At 65.9% G+C, this 14,166-nt stretch carries 13 protein-coding genes; 2 read left to right on the top strand and 11 right to left on the bottom strand.

The features are described from left to right. The 11 genes from OK17_RS18670 to OK17_RS18620 form a co-directional block, all read right to left on the bottom strand. Positions 1 to 1,019, bottom strand: a 1,019-nt coding sequence (locus tag OK17_RS18670; protein ID WP_461418357.1) for an MlaD family protein, incomplete at its 3' end; no start/stop codon positions are given. Then, the gene (locus OK17_RS18665) at positions 1,016 to 2,125 is read right to left on the bottom strand and encodes an MlaD family protein (protein WP_461418356.1); all 1,110 of its coding nucleotides are present in this window, start codon (positions 2,123 to 2,125) and stop codon (positions 1,016 to 1,018) included. The genes OK17_RS18670 and OK17_RS18665, both read right to left, overlap by 4 nt. Beyond that, positions 2,125 to 3,183, bottom strand: a complete 1,059-nt coding sequence (locus OK17_RS18660) for an MCE family protein (RefSeq protein ID WP_232715267.1) — start codon at positions 3,181 to 3,183, stop codon at positions 2,125 to 2,127. Before OK17_RS18660 ends, OK17_RS18665 begins: the two co-directional genes overlap by 1 nt. A 23-nt stretch (positions 3,184 to 3,206) precedes the next feature. Next, on the bottom strand, positions 3,207 to 4,250 hold the full coding sequence (locus OK17_RS18655) for an MlaD family protein (protein WP_461418355.1): 1,044 nt from the start codon (positions 4,248 to 4,250) through the stop codon (positions 3,207 to 3,209). Beyond that, the gene (locus tag OK17_RS18650) at positions 4,247 to 5,623 is read right to left on the bottom strand and encodes an MlaD family protein (RefSeq protein ID WP_232715265.1); all 1,377 of its coding nucleotides are present in this window, start codon (positions 5,621 to 5,623) and stop codon (positions 4,247 to 4,249) included. Before OK17_RS18650 ends, OK17_RS18655 begins: the two co-directional genes overlap by 4 nt. A gap of 1 nt (position 5,624) precedes the next feature. Beyond that, the gene (locus OK17_RS18645) at positions 5,625 to 6,482 is read right to left on the bottom strand and encodes an ABC transporter permease (RefSeq protein WP_232715264.1); all 858 of its coding nucleotides are present in this window, start codon (positions 6,480 to 6,482) and stop codon (positions 5,625 to 5,627) included. Next, positions 6,482 to 7,378 (bottom strand): MlaE family ABC transporter permease, encoded by an 897-nt coding sequence (locus OK17_RS18640; protein WP_006864833.1) that lies wholly within the window; start codon positions 7,376 to 7,378, stop codon positions 6,482 to 6,484. The genes OK17_RS18645 and OK17_RS18640 overlap by 1 nt, the downstream gene beginning before the upstream one ends. Before the next feature lie 126 nt (positions 7,379 to 7,504). Then, positions 7,505 to 8,065, bottom strand: coding sequence for a TetR/AcrR family transcriptional regulator (locus OK17_RS18635; protein ID WP_006864832.1), 561 nt, complete (start codon positions 8,063 to 8,065; stop codon positions 7,505 to 7,507). A 90-nt stretch (positions 8,066 to 8,155) separates the two neighbouring features. Continuing rightward, positions 8,156 to 9,451, bottom strand: a complete 1,296-nt coding sequence (locus OK17_RS18630; protein ID WP_006864831.1) for an FAS1-like dehydratase domain-containing protein — start codon at positions 9,449 to 9,451, stop codon at positions 8,156 to 8,158. Beyond that, complete coding sequence (locus tag OK17_RS18625; RefSeq protein ID WP_461418354.1) at positions 9,451 to 10,344, bottom strand: mycofactocin-coupled SDR family oxidoreductase; 894 nt, start codon at positions 10,342 to 10,344, stop codon at positions 9,451 to 9,453. The genes OK17_RS18630 and OK17_RS18625 overlap by 1 nt, the downstream gene beginning before the upstream one ends. A 3-nt stretch (positions 10,345 to 10,347) precedes the next feature. Beyond that, positions 10,348 to 11,937, bottom strand: coding sequence for a class I adenylate-forming enzyme family protein (locus tag OK17_RS18620; RefSeq protein ID WP_461418353.1), 1,590 nt, complete (start codon positions 11,935 to 11,937; stop codon positions 10,348 to 10,350). A gap of 261 nt (positions 11,938 to 12,198) precedes the next feature. On the opposite strand from OK17_RS18620, the gene OK17_RS18615 reads away from it, so the two are divergent. Both OK17_RS18615 and OK17_RS18610 read left to right on the top strand, forming a co-directional pair. Beyond that, complete coding sequence (locus tag OK17_RS18615) at positions 12,199 to 13,203, top strand: LLM class flavin-dependent oxidoreductase (RefSeq protein WP_232715260.1); 1,005 nt, start codon at positions 12,199 to 12,201, stop codon at positions 13,201 to 13,203. A gap of 120 nt (positions 13,204 to 13,323) precedes the next feature. Beyond that, positions 13,324 to 14,106: a FadR/GntR family transcriptional regulator gene (locus OK17_RS18610; RefSeq protein WP_006864827.1), complete on the top strand. Its 783-nt coding sequence runs from the start codon at positions 13,324 to 13,326 to the stop codon at positions 14,104 to 14,106. The last annotated feature ends 60 nt before the right edge of the window (positions 14,107 to 14,166 follow it).

Genomic DNA, 14,166 nt, shown 5'->3' with positions numbered 1-14,166 from the left:
GGGTCGGCCTTGTGGTTGGGGTCGTCGACAACCCCAAGGGCGATTGCCTCGATGTCGATGTTCGCGTGTGCGGAGGTCGAACTCGAGGCCTTGATCAGCGGCGCCAGGATCGAATTCACCGCGTTCATGTTGGCGTTCGGGTTCAGTGACGCCGCGTTGAACCAGTAGGACAGCTTGTTCATGTCGGCGATGGTGCTACGGCTGTCGGTGCCCTTGATGGAGGGGAACTGCCCGATGAGTTCGGTGAGCCGGTCGACGTTGGCCACCATGTCGAGAACCTGACCGGTGTTGGCCGACAACGCCCCGACGGCCGGCGCAGCGGCACCGATCGCCGCGGACAGATCCTTCTGTCGCGCACCGAGAGTGGTCGCAAGGTCACTGGTGTTACGCATGGCCCGGTTGATCTCGCCCGTACGGTTGGACAGGGTCGAGATCAGATCGGTTGACTCGTCGACCAGATTCGCGACCGACTCGCCGTCCGGACCGACCGCTTCACCGAGGCCGTTGACGACCTTCACGAGATTGCGAACCGCACCGCCGTTCACCAGCAACGCGCTGGTGGCGAGGACCTCTTCGACGGTGGCCGCCGACGACGTGTCGTCGACCGACAACTGGTCGCCGTTCTGCAGTTCGCCCTTGTCGTCCTGTCCCTCGGGAGGCGGCTCGAGTGCGACGAAGACGTCGCCGAGCGGTGTGGCCGAACGCAATTCGGCCGTCGTACCGACCGGCAGCGAGGTGGACGACTGGATCCGGAGATCGACGATCGCAGTGAAGTTCTCCGCCTTCATCGTCGCAACCGAGCCCACATCCGCACCGAGCACACGCACCTTGGCCCCCTGAGGAAGATTGAGTGCGTTCGTGAATCGAGCGGTCAGCGTGTACGTGGAGTCCGAGGCCCCGGGCGCCGGCAGCGGGAGTTGTTCGAGTCCGACCCCGCACCCGCTGACTCCCAGTACCGCGGCCAAGCCGACGGCGACAGCTGTCGCCGGTCTACCGACCCGACCTGTCCTGGCGCTCATTTCGAGTTCTCCACGAGGGCGGCGAGGATCGACGTGGCCCCGAAGTCGGGCCCGAAGTCCTGCAGTGTGCCGGTGGAGCAACCGAGTTGGCGTAGGCCGAGGAGGTTGCACACCTCCTTGACCGCTTGGCCGTCGAGGAGGAGTTTGTCGACGAGACCGTGCACGCGCAGTGCTCCGGCTTCCTGGTCGATGGCGTTGTAGACGTTGTCCATGAGCATCGGTGCGACGTCGAAGAACTCGGACAGATTGCGTCGGTAGTCGACCATGGCCGCGGTCACGGTGTTGGTGCTCGACAGCGTGTTCTTCAGTGTCTCTCGATTGGTGATGAGCAGGGCCTGGGTTTCCTTCAGCAGGTCGTTGAGTTGCTTTCCGGTGGTCCCGGTGCCCAGGTCCTCGGATGCCAGGAACGACGACATCTGCGCGAATCCGGATCCGAGGTCACGGATGACGGCGTCGTTGTTCGCGGCGGCCTCACTGAGGGTGGCGAGGTTCGCCGCGATCGCGGTGATGTCCCGCCGCGAATGTGCGCCGCCGTCCTCACTGAGGCGCAGCGCGCGTTCGAGATCGCCGAGGGCATCCCGCATGGACTGACCGTTGCCCTCGGTCATCGCGACGCTCACCGCCATCAGATCGGCCACCGGGCCTTCGCCCTTGCTGTCGCCGTTGCCGCCGAGTTCGCTCGACAGACGCTCGACCATGTTGAGGATCCGGTCGAACTCGATCGGTGTGCGGGTGCGATCGAGGCCGATCGTGTCGCCGTTCTGCATCGTCGGCCCGTCGCGGTACACAGGGGTGAGTTCGACGTGACGGTCGGTGAGGATCGACGTCGAGACGGTCACGGCCTCGGCAGTTGCGGGGATCTTGATGTCCCCGTCGATCTCCATGGTGACGAGCGCGTAACCACCCTTCGCCTCGATCTCGGTGACCTTCCCGATGGACATCCCGAGCACGTCCACCGAGTTGCCGACGTAGAGGCCGTTGGCGTTGTCGAATTCGGCGGTGACGGTGATCTTGTCCTCGAACGGATTGGATCCGATCGAGCACCCGGTCAGCAGGAGCGCCGCCGCGGCCAGGATCAGCAGCGGGTGTGCGATGACTCTGGACATCACTTGCACTCCTTGAAGTACTCGGCGAGCGACATCATCTTCGCCTGCCCACTGACCGCACACATCCAGGCGTCCACGAGAGCACCTGCGGGAGCGCCGAACTCGAGGTTGTTGCCGTAGCCGGTCGCGTTCGCGAAGTTGCGGATCGGTACGGGCATGATCTGCAGCGTGTTCCGCAGCACGTCTTCCCGGCGGGCCACGGCGCCGAGCAGGGTCTCCATGTTCTGAAGCAACTGGGTGACCTGCGGACCCTGTACGCCGACGATCTGATGGAGGTTGCCGATCAGTCGGGTGGTGGACTTGATCAGCTGCTGCAGCGAGTTGATGCGGGTCACCAGCTCGGTGACGAGTTGCTCACCACGAACGACCATCTGGCCCAACGCGACCTGCTGGTTGCGGATCGCGGTCGTCAGCTCGTTGGTGCTGGCGAGGAGCTGGCCGATCTGGGTCCGCCGGTCGGCGATGATGGTCGAGAGGTTCTCGATGTTCTTCAGCGCCTGCGGCATCACGTACGGCGCACCGTCGAGTTGGTCGGACAGCACCGTCATCGAATCCGCGATGCGTTTGGCGTCGACCTGTTCGAAGGTGGTCGTGGCGTTCGCCAGGGCGGTCTGCAGGTCGTAGGGCACCGACGTGTTGGCCAGCGGGATGACGTCGTCGGGGACTCGGCCCTCACCCGCGGGCTGGATCTCGACGTACCGGGAACCGAGCAGCGTTGTCAGCTTGATGGCCGCCTTGGTGTCGGCACCGAGTTCGACGTCGCCGTCGATCTTCATCGACACGATCACTCGGTCGCCGGCGAGCTTCACTCCGGTGACCGTGCCGATCGGGACGCCGGCCGCGGTGACCTGGTCGCCACCGGAAATCTGTGCAGCCTGGACGAATTCGGCGTCGTAGGTCTTGTCCCCGATGCCCAGCCGGCCGATGCCGACGATGGCCAGCACCACGAGACACAGGATCAGGATTGCGCTGATCCCCAGCTTGAAATTGCTCTGATCCTCGAGCCGCCCCTTGAACGGGTTGGACAACGTCGGTTTCGACAGCGACGGTCGCTTCATCGACCTCATCTTGTTCAGCATGTTCACCTGCAGACCGGGGATTGTTGGATCTTCCCGCCCGGGGTGACCCCGGCGAGGATGCCGGGGATCATGTGCGACAGGCCGGGGATGATCGTGACGTTGACGTTGCAGATGTAGGCGTTCGCCGCCGTGCTCTCCTGTGAGAAGCGGGCGAGGCCCTGCATCGCCAGGGGCACGTTGTAGAACAGGTACGCGAACTTCTCGGCGTTGCTGACGATGTGACCGGTGAACCCGGGCTCCCTCGCCACCAGATCCGAGAGGCTGGGCTCGATGTTGTTGAACACCACTGCTGTTCGCCCGATCGTCTGCGTGATCTGATCGATCGAGCTGACGAGCTCACCCTGCCGGGAATTGAGTGTCGTGAACACATCGCGCATGTTCGAGATGAGGCTCTCGACGCTCCCCGACTGACCGGCCAGCGACGCGGTCACCTGGTCGAGGCTGACGATGAGGTCCCCGAGAACGTTGTCGGGTCCGGCGAAGGATTCGGCCAGCGTCGACGTCTGGGCGATCAGGGAGGTCAACGATCCCTTGTCACCCTGCAGGGCCGTGATGATCGTCTGGGTGATGTTCTGTACCTGGTCGGGGTCGAGAACGCTGAAGAGCGGTTCGAAGCCGTTGAGCAGACCGGCGATGTCGAAGGACGGCTCGGTCTGGTCGAGCGGGATCTCGCCCCCGTCGCGGAGTGGTTCCGCCGAGGAGTCGGTGTCACCGGCGAGGAGGCCGAGATAGCGCTGGCCGATGATGTTCTGGTAGGTAACCGACGCCCGCGTGCTGGTGTAGAGCGTCTGGTCGTCCTGGACCTCGAAGGTCACCCGGGCAACGGTGTTCTCGAGTTCGATCTTGTCGACCCGACCGACCCGTACGCCGGCGACCCGGACGTCGTCGCCGGGACGCAGACCGCTGACGTCGGTGAAGACCGCGCTGTACTCGCGGGTGGCCCCGTTGACGTTGCGCTGCAACGTGACATAGACGAACCACGACAACACGAGTGAGATGACGAGGAACAACGACAGCGTGATGAGGGACTTCCGGAATGTGCTCATCGAGGACCTCCCTCCCCTGCTCGAGGTGCGGCGGGCTTCTTGTCACCGGTGTCCGGGCTGATCTCGACCCTGTTGCCGCGTAGCAACGGTGCGAGCAGCATCATCGCCGCGGGCGTCGCGTCCTTTCCCAGGATCTTGCGCAGTTGCTCGACCTCGGCTTTGCTGCCGACGGGTCCGACGTTCCCGCCCATCAGCCCGGCCGGGAGCTTGTACCCCGGCGGGAGCTTGTAGCCGGCGGGCAGCTCGTACTTCTTGGGATCGAGCTGCTTGGGAAATCCGTAGGGACGCGCGGAGACCGGGGCCGTCTTGCAGCTCGCCCCTTCGAGATTCCCGTAGCGCGGGCAGTCGGCGCGGACGTAGGTCCGGTTCGGCGACAGCGACAGGATCATCTTCGAGGTGGCCAAACCGGTGTCGGCGTCGTAGACGTGCTCGTTGAACTTGTCGGCGACCACCGCGAGCCGGGTCGTGATCGGGACGAACGACGGTGCGTTGTCGGCGAGTACACCGATGACCGGGGTCAGGTTGGTCGAGATGGTGATCATCCGCGCGGTGTTGTTGTCCATGGCCGTGGTCGCGGTGCCGAGCGTTGTGGCGCCTGCGGCCAGGAAGTTGGTGAGCGCCATCTCCTTTTCGGCGACCGTGCGCATCGGTACCACCGAACTGTGGACCGCGTCGAGCAGGTCGGGCGCGGAACGGTCGAGTCCGCGAACGGCGTCGTTGAACGAGCGGATCGTCGACGGGCCGTCGCCGGGTTCCATGAGCGCGTTGGTCTCCGTGACGATCTGTTCGAGCTGTCGGCCGGCCGCGACCAGGTCATCGCCTCGCCGGTCGGTTGCCTCGGCAAGCGCGGTGATGACACCGATCGTCGAATCCGACCGCGAGCGGCTCATGGCACCGACGATGTCCCGCAACTTGGTGAGCGCGGTCTGGAACTGGATCGTTGCCTCGCTGTCGTCCTGGAAGATCTCCGCGCCGTCGGTGATGTGTGGGGCGGGGCCGTTGTCGATCAGCTGGATCGACGACACCGCGAAGACGTTGCCGGGCACCACGCGGGCCGTGACAGTCGACGGGATCCCGTCGGCGTACTGCGGTTTCAGATCGATGTCGACGACGTTGGTGCCGCCGTCGATGGCGGGGGTGACCTTGTCGACCGCACCCACGAGAACGCCGCGGTACTTGACGTCGGAGCGGGTGGGCAGGCCGTCGCCCACCTCCCCGAGCATGGCCTTCACCTCGACGTGTTCGTCGAGATCGCCGTTGGACTTGGCGATCAGCACGCCGACGACGATCGCCGCCACGATGATCGTCGCCAGTCCGCGCAGGAACAGGTGCTCGTTGCCGAGCCGACGTTCGGATTCGAAGGGGAACTGCACGTCAGCCTCCGAACCGCGCGCCGGCGTTGACGCCCCAGAGCGCCATGGTCAGCAGCATGTTGACGATGATCATGACCGTGATCGCAGTACGCATCGCCCGGCCCGCGGCGACGCCGACGCCCTGGGGGCCGCCCGAGGCGTAGAAACCGTAGTAGCACTGGATGGTCGTCGTGATCGACACGAAGACAACCGCTTTGAGGATCGAGTAGGCGATGTCGGTTCCACTGAGGACGAGGGTGAAGTAGTGCAGATAGGTGCCCGACGACCCGGCGCCCGACATGCTCACGACCAGTTGGCAGACGAGGTAGTTCACTCCGAGACACACGATGTAGAGCGGGATGACGGCGACGACGGAGGCCATCAGGCGCGTCGTCACCAGGTACGGGATCGGCCGCAATGCGATGGCCTCCATCGCGTCGATCTCCTCCGAGATCCGCATGGCCCCGAGCTGAGCGGTGAAACGGCAACCGGCCTGGGCGGCGAAGGCGAGAGCCGCCATGATCGGGGCGAGTTCGCGGGTCGAGGCGAAGGACGAGATGAATCCGGTGGCCGGGCCCATGCCCAGCAGTTCCAGGGCGCTGTAGCCCTCGATACCGACGATCGCACCGGCGGTCGCGCCGAGCACGATGATGACGCCGGCGGTGCCGCCGCCGACCACGATCGACCCGTTGCCCCAGGTGACATCCGAGAGCACACGCGCGAACTCGCGCTTGTAGTGCAGCAGCATCGTCGGGACGTTGAGGACCGCCCGCAGGAAGAAGGTGATCATGTGGCCGACCTGGGTGATCGGGCCACCGATCCTGCGCAGGCCCGTCAGCAGCGGCCCGACTCCGGGCGGGTAGTACCGCGCGACGGTCATCAGAACCCCTGCCGCGGGAAGGCCAGCTCGTAGACCTGGGTGAAGACGACGTTGACGATCATCAGCAGCAGGATCGAGGCGACCACCGAGGCGTTGACCGCGTTGGCCACCCCGGCCGGACCGCCCTTGGCGGACAGGCCTTTCTGACATCCGACGATGGTGACGATCGCGCCGAAGACCACCGCCTTGATCATCGTGAGGATGAAGTCCCCGACGGTTGCGAACGATGCGAAGGTCGAGACGAAACTGCCGGGGGTGCCGTCCTGCACGAAGGTGTTGTAGAGGTAGCCGGCGAAGAAGCCGACGAAGCAGGTGAGACCCGTGAGTGCGAGAGACACCACGACCCCGGCGGCCAGCCGAGGCGACACGAGACGCCGCACCACCTGGACGCCCATCACCTCCATGGCGTCGATCTCCTCGCGGATCTGGCGCGAGCCGAGATCGGCGCAGATGGCCGAGCCGACCGCTGCGGCCATCAGGATCGCGGCGACGAGAGGTGCCCCCTGGCGGATCACGGTGAGTCCGCTCGCTGCGCCGGCGAGCGAGGTCGCGCCGACCTGCCCTGCGAGCAGCGCGAACTGGATGGAGAGCGTCACGCCGATGGGGATCGCGACGAGCAGCGTCGGGAGCACGGCGGTCCGTGCCATGAACGCGGCCTGCTCGACGAATTCCCGGTACGGGAACTTCCGGGTGACGATGTCGGTGAACAACCATTGGATCGAGCGCAGACCGAGAACGAACTGTTCGCCGACCGTCTCGAGCGAGGCCTTGGGGTGGCGCTTGACGTAGCCGCTGCCCCACTCCCCGATCTCGCCGACGGCGTCGCCCTCCCCGGCGGGCCCGACCTTTCCGACAGCGGGCTCGGCGCCGCGCTGGGGATCGGACGCTACGGCCATTCGAACTCCCTACCCCCGATGTAGCCTGCATCACACCACGTGTGCACGAGCGAGCTTACCTAGTTAGATAACTCTTGCATATACGATTCGGCGAAATTCGCCGATCGTTCGGGTCAGCAGGCGCCTCTAAGGAGTGGGAGCGACCAGTGTGACCAGCAGGCGAGACAGTTCGGTCACGAACTCCTCGCGGGGTATGTCAGGTTGGTCCAGAACGTACCGGACGCTGAGCTGTTGAACGGCCTGAAATGCCATCCAGACCAAAGTGGGTGGCCGGTCCGGATTCTCGGCGGCCGGGCTGGTGAGGAGGTACTGCGCGATCATCTCCCGTGCACGTTCCTCGACCCGGCGGATCTCGGTGGAGCCGCCCAGCCTCGGCATCTGCTCGACCAGCACCCGGACGAGTTCGCGATTCTGTTCGGCGGCAGTCAGTGCCGCGTCGACGACGGTTGCGATCTGCTCCTGAGGCGGGGCGTCGGTGCCGACCTCGAGTGCGGATAGCAACTCGGTCGCGATCTTCTGGATCATCCGCTCCACCGTCATCGCGACGATGGCGTCCTTGTTCGCGAAATACTGATACAGACTGCCGGGACTGATCTCGGCTTCCTGGGCGATCCGGTGCGTGGACACACCGTCGTACCCGCGCTCGATGAGCAGAGTCGCGCAGGCGTCGAGGATCCCGGCGACCATGCGTTGAGATCGCTCCTGCCGCGGCACTTTCCGCGGCACCTGTTTCGCCAACGTGCCGACCTCCCGTGGCCCGGTGTTGTCGAACGACCGTCAGGCCAGACCGTTGCGGCGCAACGTCTCCCCGACCTTGCCGCCGAGCCGGCTGACCACTTGTGCGCCACGCGCCCGGAGATCCTCGTCCGGTTCGGGCAGGATCACCGCCCCGATCGTCTGAGAAGGCAAGAGCACTCTCGCGGTTCCCTGCGTGGTGGCCTCTCCGCGCTGGCTGGTCGCGGCGACCTCGATGGTGATCGGTTCCCGTGGGGTCGCGCCCTTCTCGATGACGCGACCGGTGCACAGATGTGTGTCCCCGTGATAGTTGAAGCCCCGCAACGTGAGATCCATGTCGACGATCCAACCGTCGTCGCCGATCCAGTTGGTCAGGAGGTGACTGACCCAGGCCGCGCGCATCTGCCCGTAGTCGTACGCCGCCGGGATGCCCAGTTCCTGGGCGCGTGCCGAATCCCAGTGCAGCCGTTGGACGACTTCGGGCATCCCGTACTCGTCGGGTTCGTAGAACGCCGGCATGCGCTTGCGTGCCTGGTGTGCGTATTTGAGGGGGCCGATGCCGTATCCGCCCCACCCCCAGCCCATGTGCATGCTGATGATGTCGACGACACCGAGCGGTCCCTTCATGACCGCGGGGAGTTCGGCACCGACCTCGACGCCCTCCCACCAGTTCGGATCGGCGCCCTGACGGACCTCTGCCTCGTAGGCGGCCTCGACCTCCTCGAGTTCCTCCGGCGTCCACCGTTTGCGCTCGACGTCGCGGAGCTTCCCGGCCTTCTTCGAGCCACTGCGTTCGGCATTGATGTACGACTCGTCGCGGGTGGCGACCGGACGCCCCGCGGCATCGACGTAGAGGTGCCGGTAGGTCTCCTTCACCGACCGGCCGCCGGAGAACGAGCTCTGTTTGACCTGGACGTCGAGGGTGTACACCTCCGAGTAGATCGGATTGCCCGCGTAGATGGGTTGATACCACGTCCATTTCACGCCGGAGTAGTACTTGCCGGTGCCGCGAAACAGTCCCCGGAACAGCTTCTTGCGTTCCTCGTCGGCGAACGCCGGGGTCTGGTCGAGACCGGTGGTGATCGGGTAGGTCGGCGGCGCGATCTGTCCGTGCCAGCGGGTGGTGCGTCCGTACTCGGGATCGTGGAACAGCGGGTTGTCGTCGCCGCAGCCGAATGCGAAGTGGCTGATCGAATCGGCCTGCGGCAGTGTGTTCCACGGGATGTCCCGCTGTTTGACCGGGATCCCGATCTGCGCCTTCGCCCGTTCGATGTCCTCGTCGGTGATCTTGCCCGTGGTGCCGGACTTCTCTGTCCCGGACTTCTCGGTTGTTGTCATCAGCGGCCTCCTCGGCCCAGGGTTGCGCCGGCATCGATGGTCAGGTCGAGGCCCGTGATGTAGCGGGATTCCGACGAGGCCAGGTAGACGACGGCGTCGCTGACGTCGGCGGGTTCTATCCACGGGACGTCGGGCATGGATTGCAACGACGCGAACGCCGCGGTGACGTCGTCGGGTCCCGGATCGGTGAGATCGGGACGGAACTGCCGGTACATCGGCCCGCTCTGCAGCATCGGGGTGTTGACGTTGGTGGGGTGGATGATGTTGGCGCGGATGGATTTCGGTGCCAGCACTCTGGCAAGCCGGTGGATGTAGGTGGTCAGCATCTCCTTGGCGAGCACGTACCCCGCACCCCCGGCACCCGACGGCCCGCCCTGGGATCCGGCGGCGAGCAGCGCGGCGACCGAGCCGGTCGCGATGATCGATGCTCCTGCGGTCAGATGCGGCAGGCTCGCGTGGATCGTGTTGGTCGCCCCGACGAGGTCGACGTCGAAGGCGTCGGCGAAGGCCTCCACGGGGCCGTCGCCGAGCGGACAGATGCCGGCGTTGGCGACGACCACGTCGAGGCGCCCGAACTCGGAGACCGCCGCGGCGATCGCGGTGTCGAGCGCTCCCCGGTCCCGGACGTCGACCTCGGCGGCGATGGCACGGCGGCCGGTCTTCTCGACCTCGAGGACCGCCTCCTCCAGATCGCGTGGGGTGGCCAGCGGGTAGCCGTTGGTCTCGATGTCGCGGCACAGGTCGAAGAGGATGATGTCGGCGCCCTCCTCGGCGAGCCGGATCGCATGGCTCTTGCCCTGTCCGCGGGCGGCTCCGGTCACCAGGGCGACCTTCCCGGCCACCCGGCCGGTGCCTGGGAGGTGGGCGGTACCGGTCTCGGTTGAGTCAGTCATCGTCTAGTCCTTTCCCACCGAAGACTGTAGGTCTCGGGCAGTCGGGTCGGGTGCGAATTCGCCGTCGCCCGCGATGGATTCGGGAACAGCGGACTCGAACAGCTCGAGGAGCCTGCGACGGTCGACCTTGAGGGACGCCGATCGCGGCAGCTCGTCGAGGACGTGCACCGCGACCGGAACCTCGTACGGCGTGAGCTGGGTGCGACAGTGGTCGCGGAGTTCGGAACCGCTGGGCCGGCGTTCGCCGCGCCGGACCTCGACGCCGGCGACCGGGACCGCACCGAGACGAGGGTCGGGAACGCCGGCGACCGCGGCGTCGGCGACGCTGTCGTGGGTCTTCAGTGCGCGTGCAACCACATCCGGTGACACTTTGAAGCCGCCGCGGATGATCACGTCGTCGGCCCGGCCATCGATGTAGAGGAACCCGTCGTCGTCGATGTGGGCGAGGTCGCTGGTGGTCAGCCATTCGGAATCCCGGCCGGACTGATGCGAACGCACGCGGAGACGTCCGGTGTTCCCGGCGGGCACGGGCGAACCGGCCTCGTCGACGATGCTGAGCTCGACACCAGGGAACGGTCGTCCGACGCTCCCCTTCTTGGCCTCCCACGACTTCCGGAAGTCCTTGATCGTCCAACCGGCGACCGCACCGGAGAACTCGGTGGCGCCGTAGACGATCAGGATCGGAATGCCGTACTTCTCGATGAACCTGTCCACCAGTGCGGGATCGACGGGGCTCGTGCCCGCGTTCAGCGCACGCAGGCTCGACAGGTCCTCCGCCGGGACGTCGGCGTCGAGAACGGTACCTATTGCCGCACCGGGGAGACCGGCCACGATGGGGCGATGGTCGCGGATGGCGGCGCGCCAACCGTCGATGGTGAAGCGTTCGAGAATTGCGAGGGGCCGGGCCTGCACGAGCCCTTGAAGCAGGGCGAACATGCCGCCGATGTGCACGATGGGCAGCGTGATCAGGGCGGGCTGCCCGCTGAACGGCGGCGCCTCTGCGATCGTCACGCCGGCGTGTGCGACCGCTGAGTAGAGAGACGCGTTGATCTGCTTGTAGGTCAGCGGGATCCGCTTGGGATCGCCGGTGGTTCCCGACGTGCGCATCTCGATCGCCACACCGCGGTGGTGGGACTCCGCCCCCGAAGGGATTCCGGTGAGTCGCGTGGTCACCGGCACATCGATCTCGATGCTGAAGCCCCACGCCCCGGAATCGACTGCTGCGGCCGCGAACTCGGGATCTTCCCAATACCCGGGAGGTGCCAGGACGGCGACCGGATCGCTCTGCCGGAGGTCGGCGGCGAGGCGGGTCGGTGGCTGGAGCGGGCTCAGCGTGACCAGCGTGCGTTCGGCACGGATCACCGCGATCAACGCGGCGATCGACTCGAGTCGGTTGCCGAGAACGGTGGCGATCCGTGCGTCCGGGCCGAGGCCGGCGTCGTAGAGCGCTCGTTCGATGCCTTCGACAAGCGCCCGCATCTGCCCCCAGCGGAACCATTCGCCGTCGCTGTGAACCATCCGGGCGTCGTCCGGGGCATCCCACAATCGGTGCAGCGAGTGCGGAATCCCGGCCGCCGGGTTCTTCGATGTCATCGAGCGATTCCTGTCTGGGCCTGCTTCTCGGTGTGGTCTGCCTCCGGGTGCCCGCTGGTTCGGTGCCCGAGTGGATTGCCTACAAAGATCTGCGGGTCCACACAGGTAGGTTACATAGTTCACTAGGTGATCGTAGAAGGTTTCGTCGCAGGTCGGGCAAATGCATCTGCCAACCCAGATGTATGACTAAGTTATCCTGCTTACACTTGCCGAGGGGGTCGGTCGTCGACCGACCCCACCCAGCGACGTGCGGAGGATGCGATGCAGTGGGGCCTGCCCTGGCCGGGTGCCGAACAGGCACGGGCCGCCGAAGCTGCGGGCGCGATCGCGTTCTGCACCGGCGAGTTCGCCGACATCGACGCCTATGTCACATCGACGGAAATGGCGCTCGGCTCATCGTCGGCCGCTGTCGGTCCGGGCATCGCGTACGCGTTCGCACGGTCGCCGTTCGTGCATGCCTCGGCGTTGCGACATCTTCATCGGCTCGCCCCTGAACGCGTATTCCTCGGGCTGGGAGCGGGAAGCTTCCGCATGAATCGGGACTGGTTCGACGTCGACTCCAGTCACGCCGCGCCGCGGATGTCAGAGCTGATCCGGGTGATCCGCGCCTTCCTCACCGCCGAGAACGGTGAACCCATCACGTTCGATGGTCGCTTCTACTCGATCGATGCCGATGTGCGCGCCCCGGTGTTCGGGGCACTCGACATACCCATCCTCATCGGCGCGTTCAACAAGTACATGGTGCGGACGGTCGGCCGGGACGCCGACGGCATCCTCGGCCACGGCATCTTCACCGACCGCTGGTGGTCGGAGGCGGTTGCACCCGAACTCGCCTTCGGGGCAGCGGATTCCGGACGATCGGTCGACGACATCACCCGTTGGGGATGGGTCATCACCGCCGTCGACGACGACGATCCCGAGGCCGCGATCGCCGCCGCACGCCGCCAGATCGCCTTCTACCTCACGGTCAAGACCTACGACCCGCTGGTCGAACTGCATGGCTGGCAGGACGAGGTCGCAGCCATCCGCCGGGCCTTCCGTGAGGCGCCGACGACGATCGGCGACCACGTTTCCGACGACATGCTGTGGTCGATCGCGATCTGCGGGGACACCGCGCAGGCGAGCGAGATGCTCGGCAAACGCACCGATCTCCCCGACGTCGGATTCCTGTCGTGCCCCAGCTTCCTCGTCGGGCGCAGGGCACGTGCACGATTCAACGACGCCGCGATCGGTTTTGCCGGCGACCGACTCGCCGCGATTGGGTAGACTCGACTTGTATTACTGGGTTTGACAACTGGGTGTATCAGATCGGCCAGGGGCTCAGATCCGGTTCGGCCATCGCGCTCACTTCGGGTGCGTCGGTGGTTACGCAAGAGGAAGGCGCCCATGACCAAGCCCGTCAACCTGGCTCCCATGATGGTCCCCGCGACCACGACCGGTGCGATCCGGTCCCCCAAAACCGCTGAGCTGGTGGCACGCACCCTGCGCCGGATGATCGTCGACGGTCAGCTCAAGGAGGGTGACTTCCTTCCCCACGAAGCGGATCTCATGGCGCACTTCCAGGTGAGCCGCCCGACGCTGCGTGAAGCGGTCCGTGTCCTCGAGTCCGAGCGCCTCGTCGAAGTGCGTCGCGGCTCCCGTACCGGTGCCCGGATCCGTGTCCCCGGCCCCGAGATCGTCGCGCGTCCCGCGGGTCTCCTGCTGGAGCTGTCCGGGACGACGATCGCCGAGGTGATGCGGGCCCGCGAGGTCATCGAACCCGCTGCCGCGGAAATGCTCGCCGAAACCGGCAACACCGAGGCGTTCGACGAACTCCAGTCGATCATCGACAATCAACTCAAGGACGCCTACGAAGACGGCACCATGGCTCAGGCGTCGGTCTGGTTCCACCGCCGCATGATCGAGCTGTCCGGCAATTCGGCGATGGCGATGATCTCCGGCATGCTCCACGAGATCGCCGAGCGTCACATCGCCAGCACCATCCACGACGGCCCGATGCCGCGCTCGCAGTACACCAAGCTCATCCGCTCCTACCAGAAGCTCGTCGACCTCGTCCGCGCCGGCGACGGCACCGAGGCCGCAGCCCACTGGCAGCGTCACATGAAGAACTCCAACAAGGCCCTTCTCGCCGGACACGAGAACACTCGCGTCCGGGATGTCATGGACTGACCCCCGCTGGTTGAGCAGGTGACGAGCGCACACTCCGCTGGTTGAGCAGGCGACGAGCGC

This window comes from Gordonia sp. GN26 (assembly GCF_054823965.1).
Note: the sequence above shows the minus strand (reverse complement) of the source record. Positions and strands in the feature narration are given on the sequence as shown.

Coding starts and splice junctions, on each gene's coding strand:
- OK17_RS18615 (WP_232715260.1), top strand. CDS start 12,199: ATGCAGTGGGGCCTGCCCTGGCCGGGTGCCGAACAGGCACGGGCCGCC.
- OK17_RS18630 (WP_006864831.1), bottom strand. CDS start 9,451: ATGACAACAACCGAGAAGTCCGGGACAGAGAAGTCCGGCACCACGGGC.
- OK17_RS18645 (WP_232715264.1), bottom strand. CDS start 6,482: ATGACCGTCGCGCGGTACTACCCGCCCGGAGTCGGGCCGCTGCTGACG.
- OK17_RS18625 (WP_461418354.1), bottom strand. CDS start 10,344: ATGACTGACTCAACCGAGACCGGTACCGCCCACCTCCCAGGCACCGGC.
- OK17_RS18660 (WP_232715267.1), bottom strand. CDS start 3,183: ATGAAGCGACCGTCGCTGTCGAAACCGACGTTGTCCAACCCGTTCAAG.
- OK17_RS18640 (WP_006864833.1), bottom strand. CDS start 7,378: ATGGCCGTAGCGTCCGATCCCCAGCGCGGCGCCGAGCCCGCTGTCGGA.
- OK17_RS18635 (WP_006864832.1), bottom strand. CDS start 8,065: ATGGTCGCCGGGATCCTCGACGCCTGCGCGACTCTGCTCATCGAGCGC.
- OK17_RS18610 (WP_006864827.1), top strand. CDS start 13,324: ATGACCAAGCCCGTCAACCTGGCTCCCATGATGGTCCCCGCGACCACG.
- OK17_RS18665 (WP_461418356.1), bottom strand. CDS start 2,125: ATGTCCAGAGTCATCGCACACCCGCTGCTGATCCTGGCCGCGGCGGCG.
- OK17_RS18620 (WP_461418353.1), bottom strand. CDS start 11,937: ATGACATCGAAGAACCCGGCGGCCGGGATTCCGCACTCGCTGCACCGA.
- OK17_RS18655 (WP_461418355.1), bottom strand. CDS start 4,250: ATGAGCACATTCCGGAAGTCCCTCATCACGCTGTCGTTGTTCCTCGTC.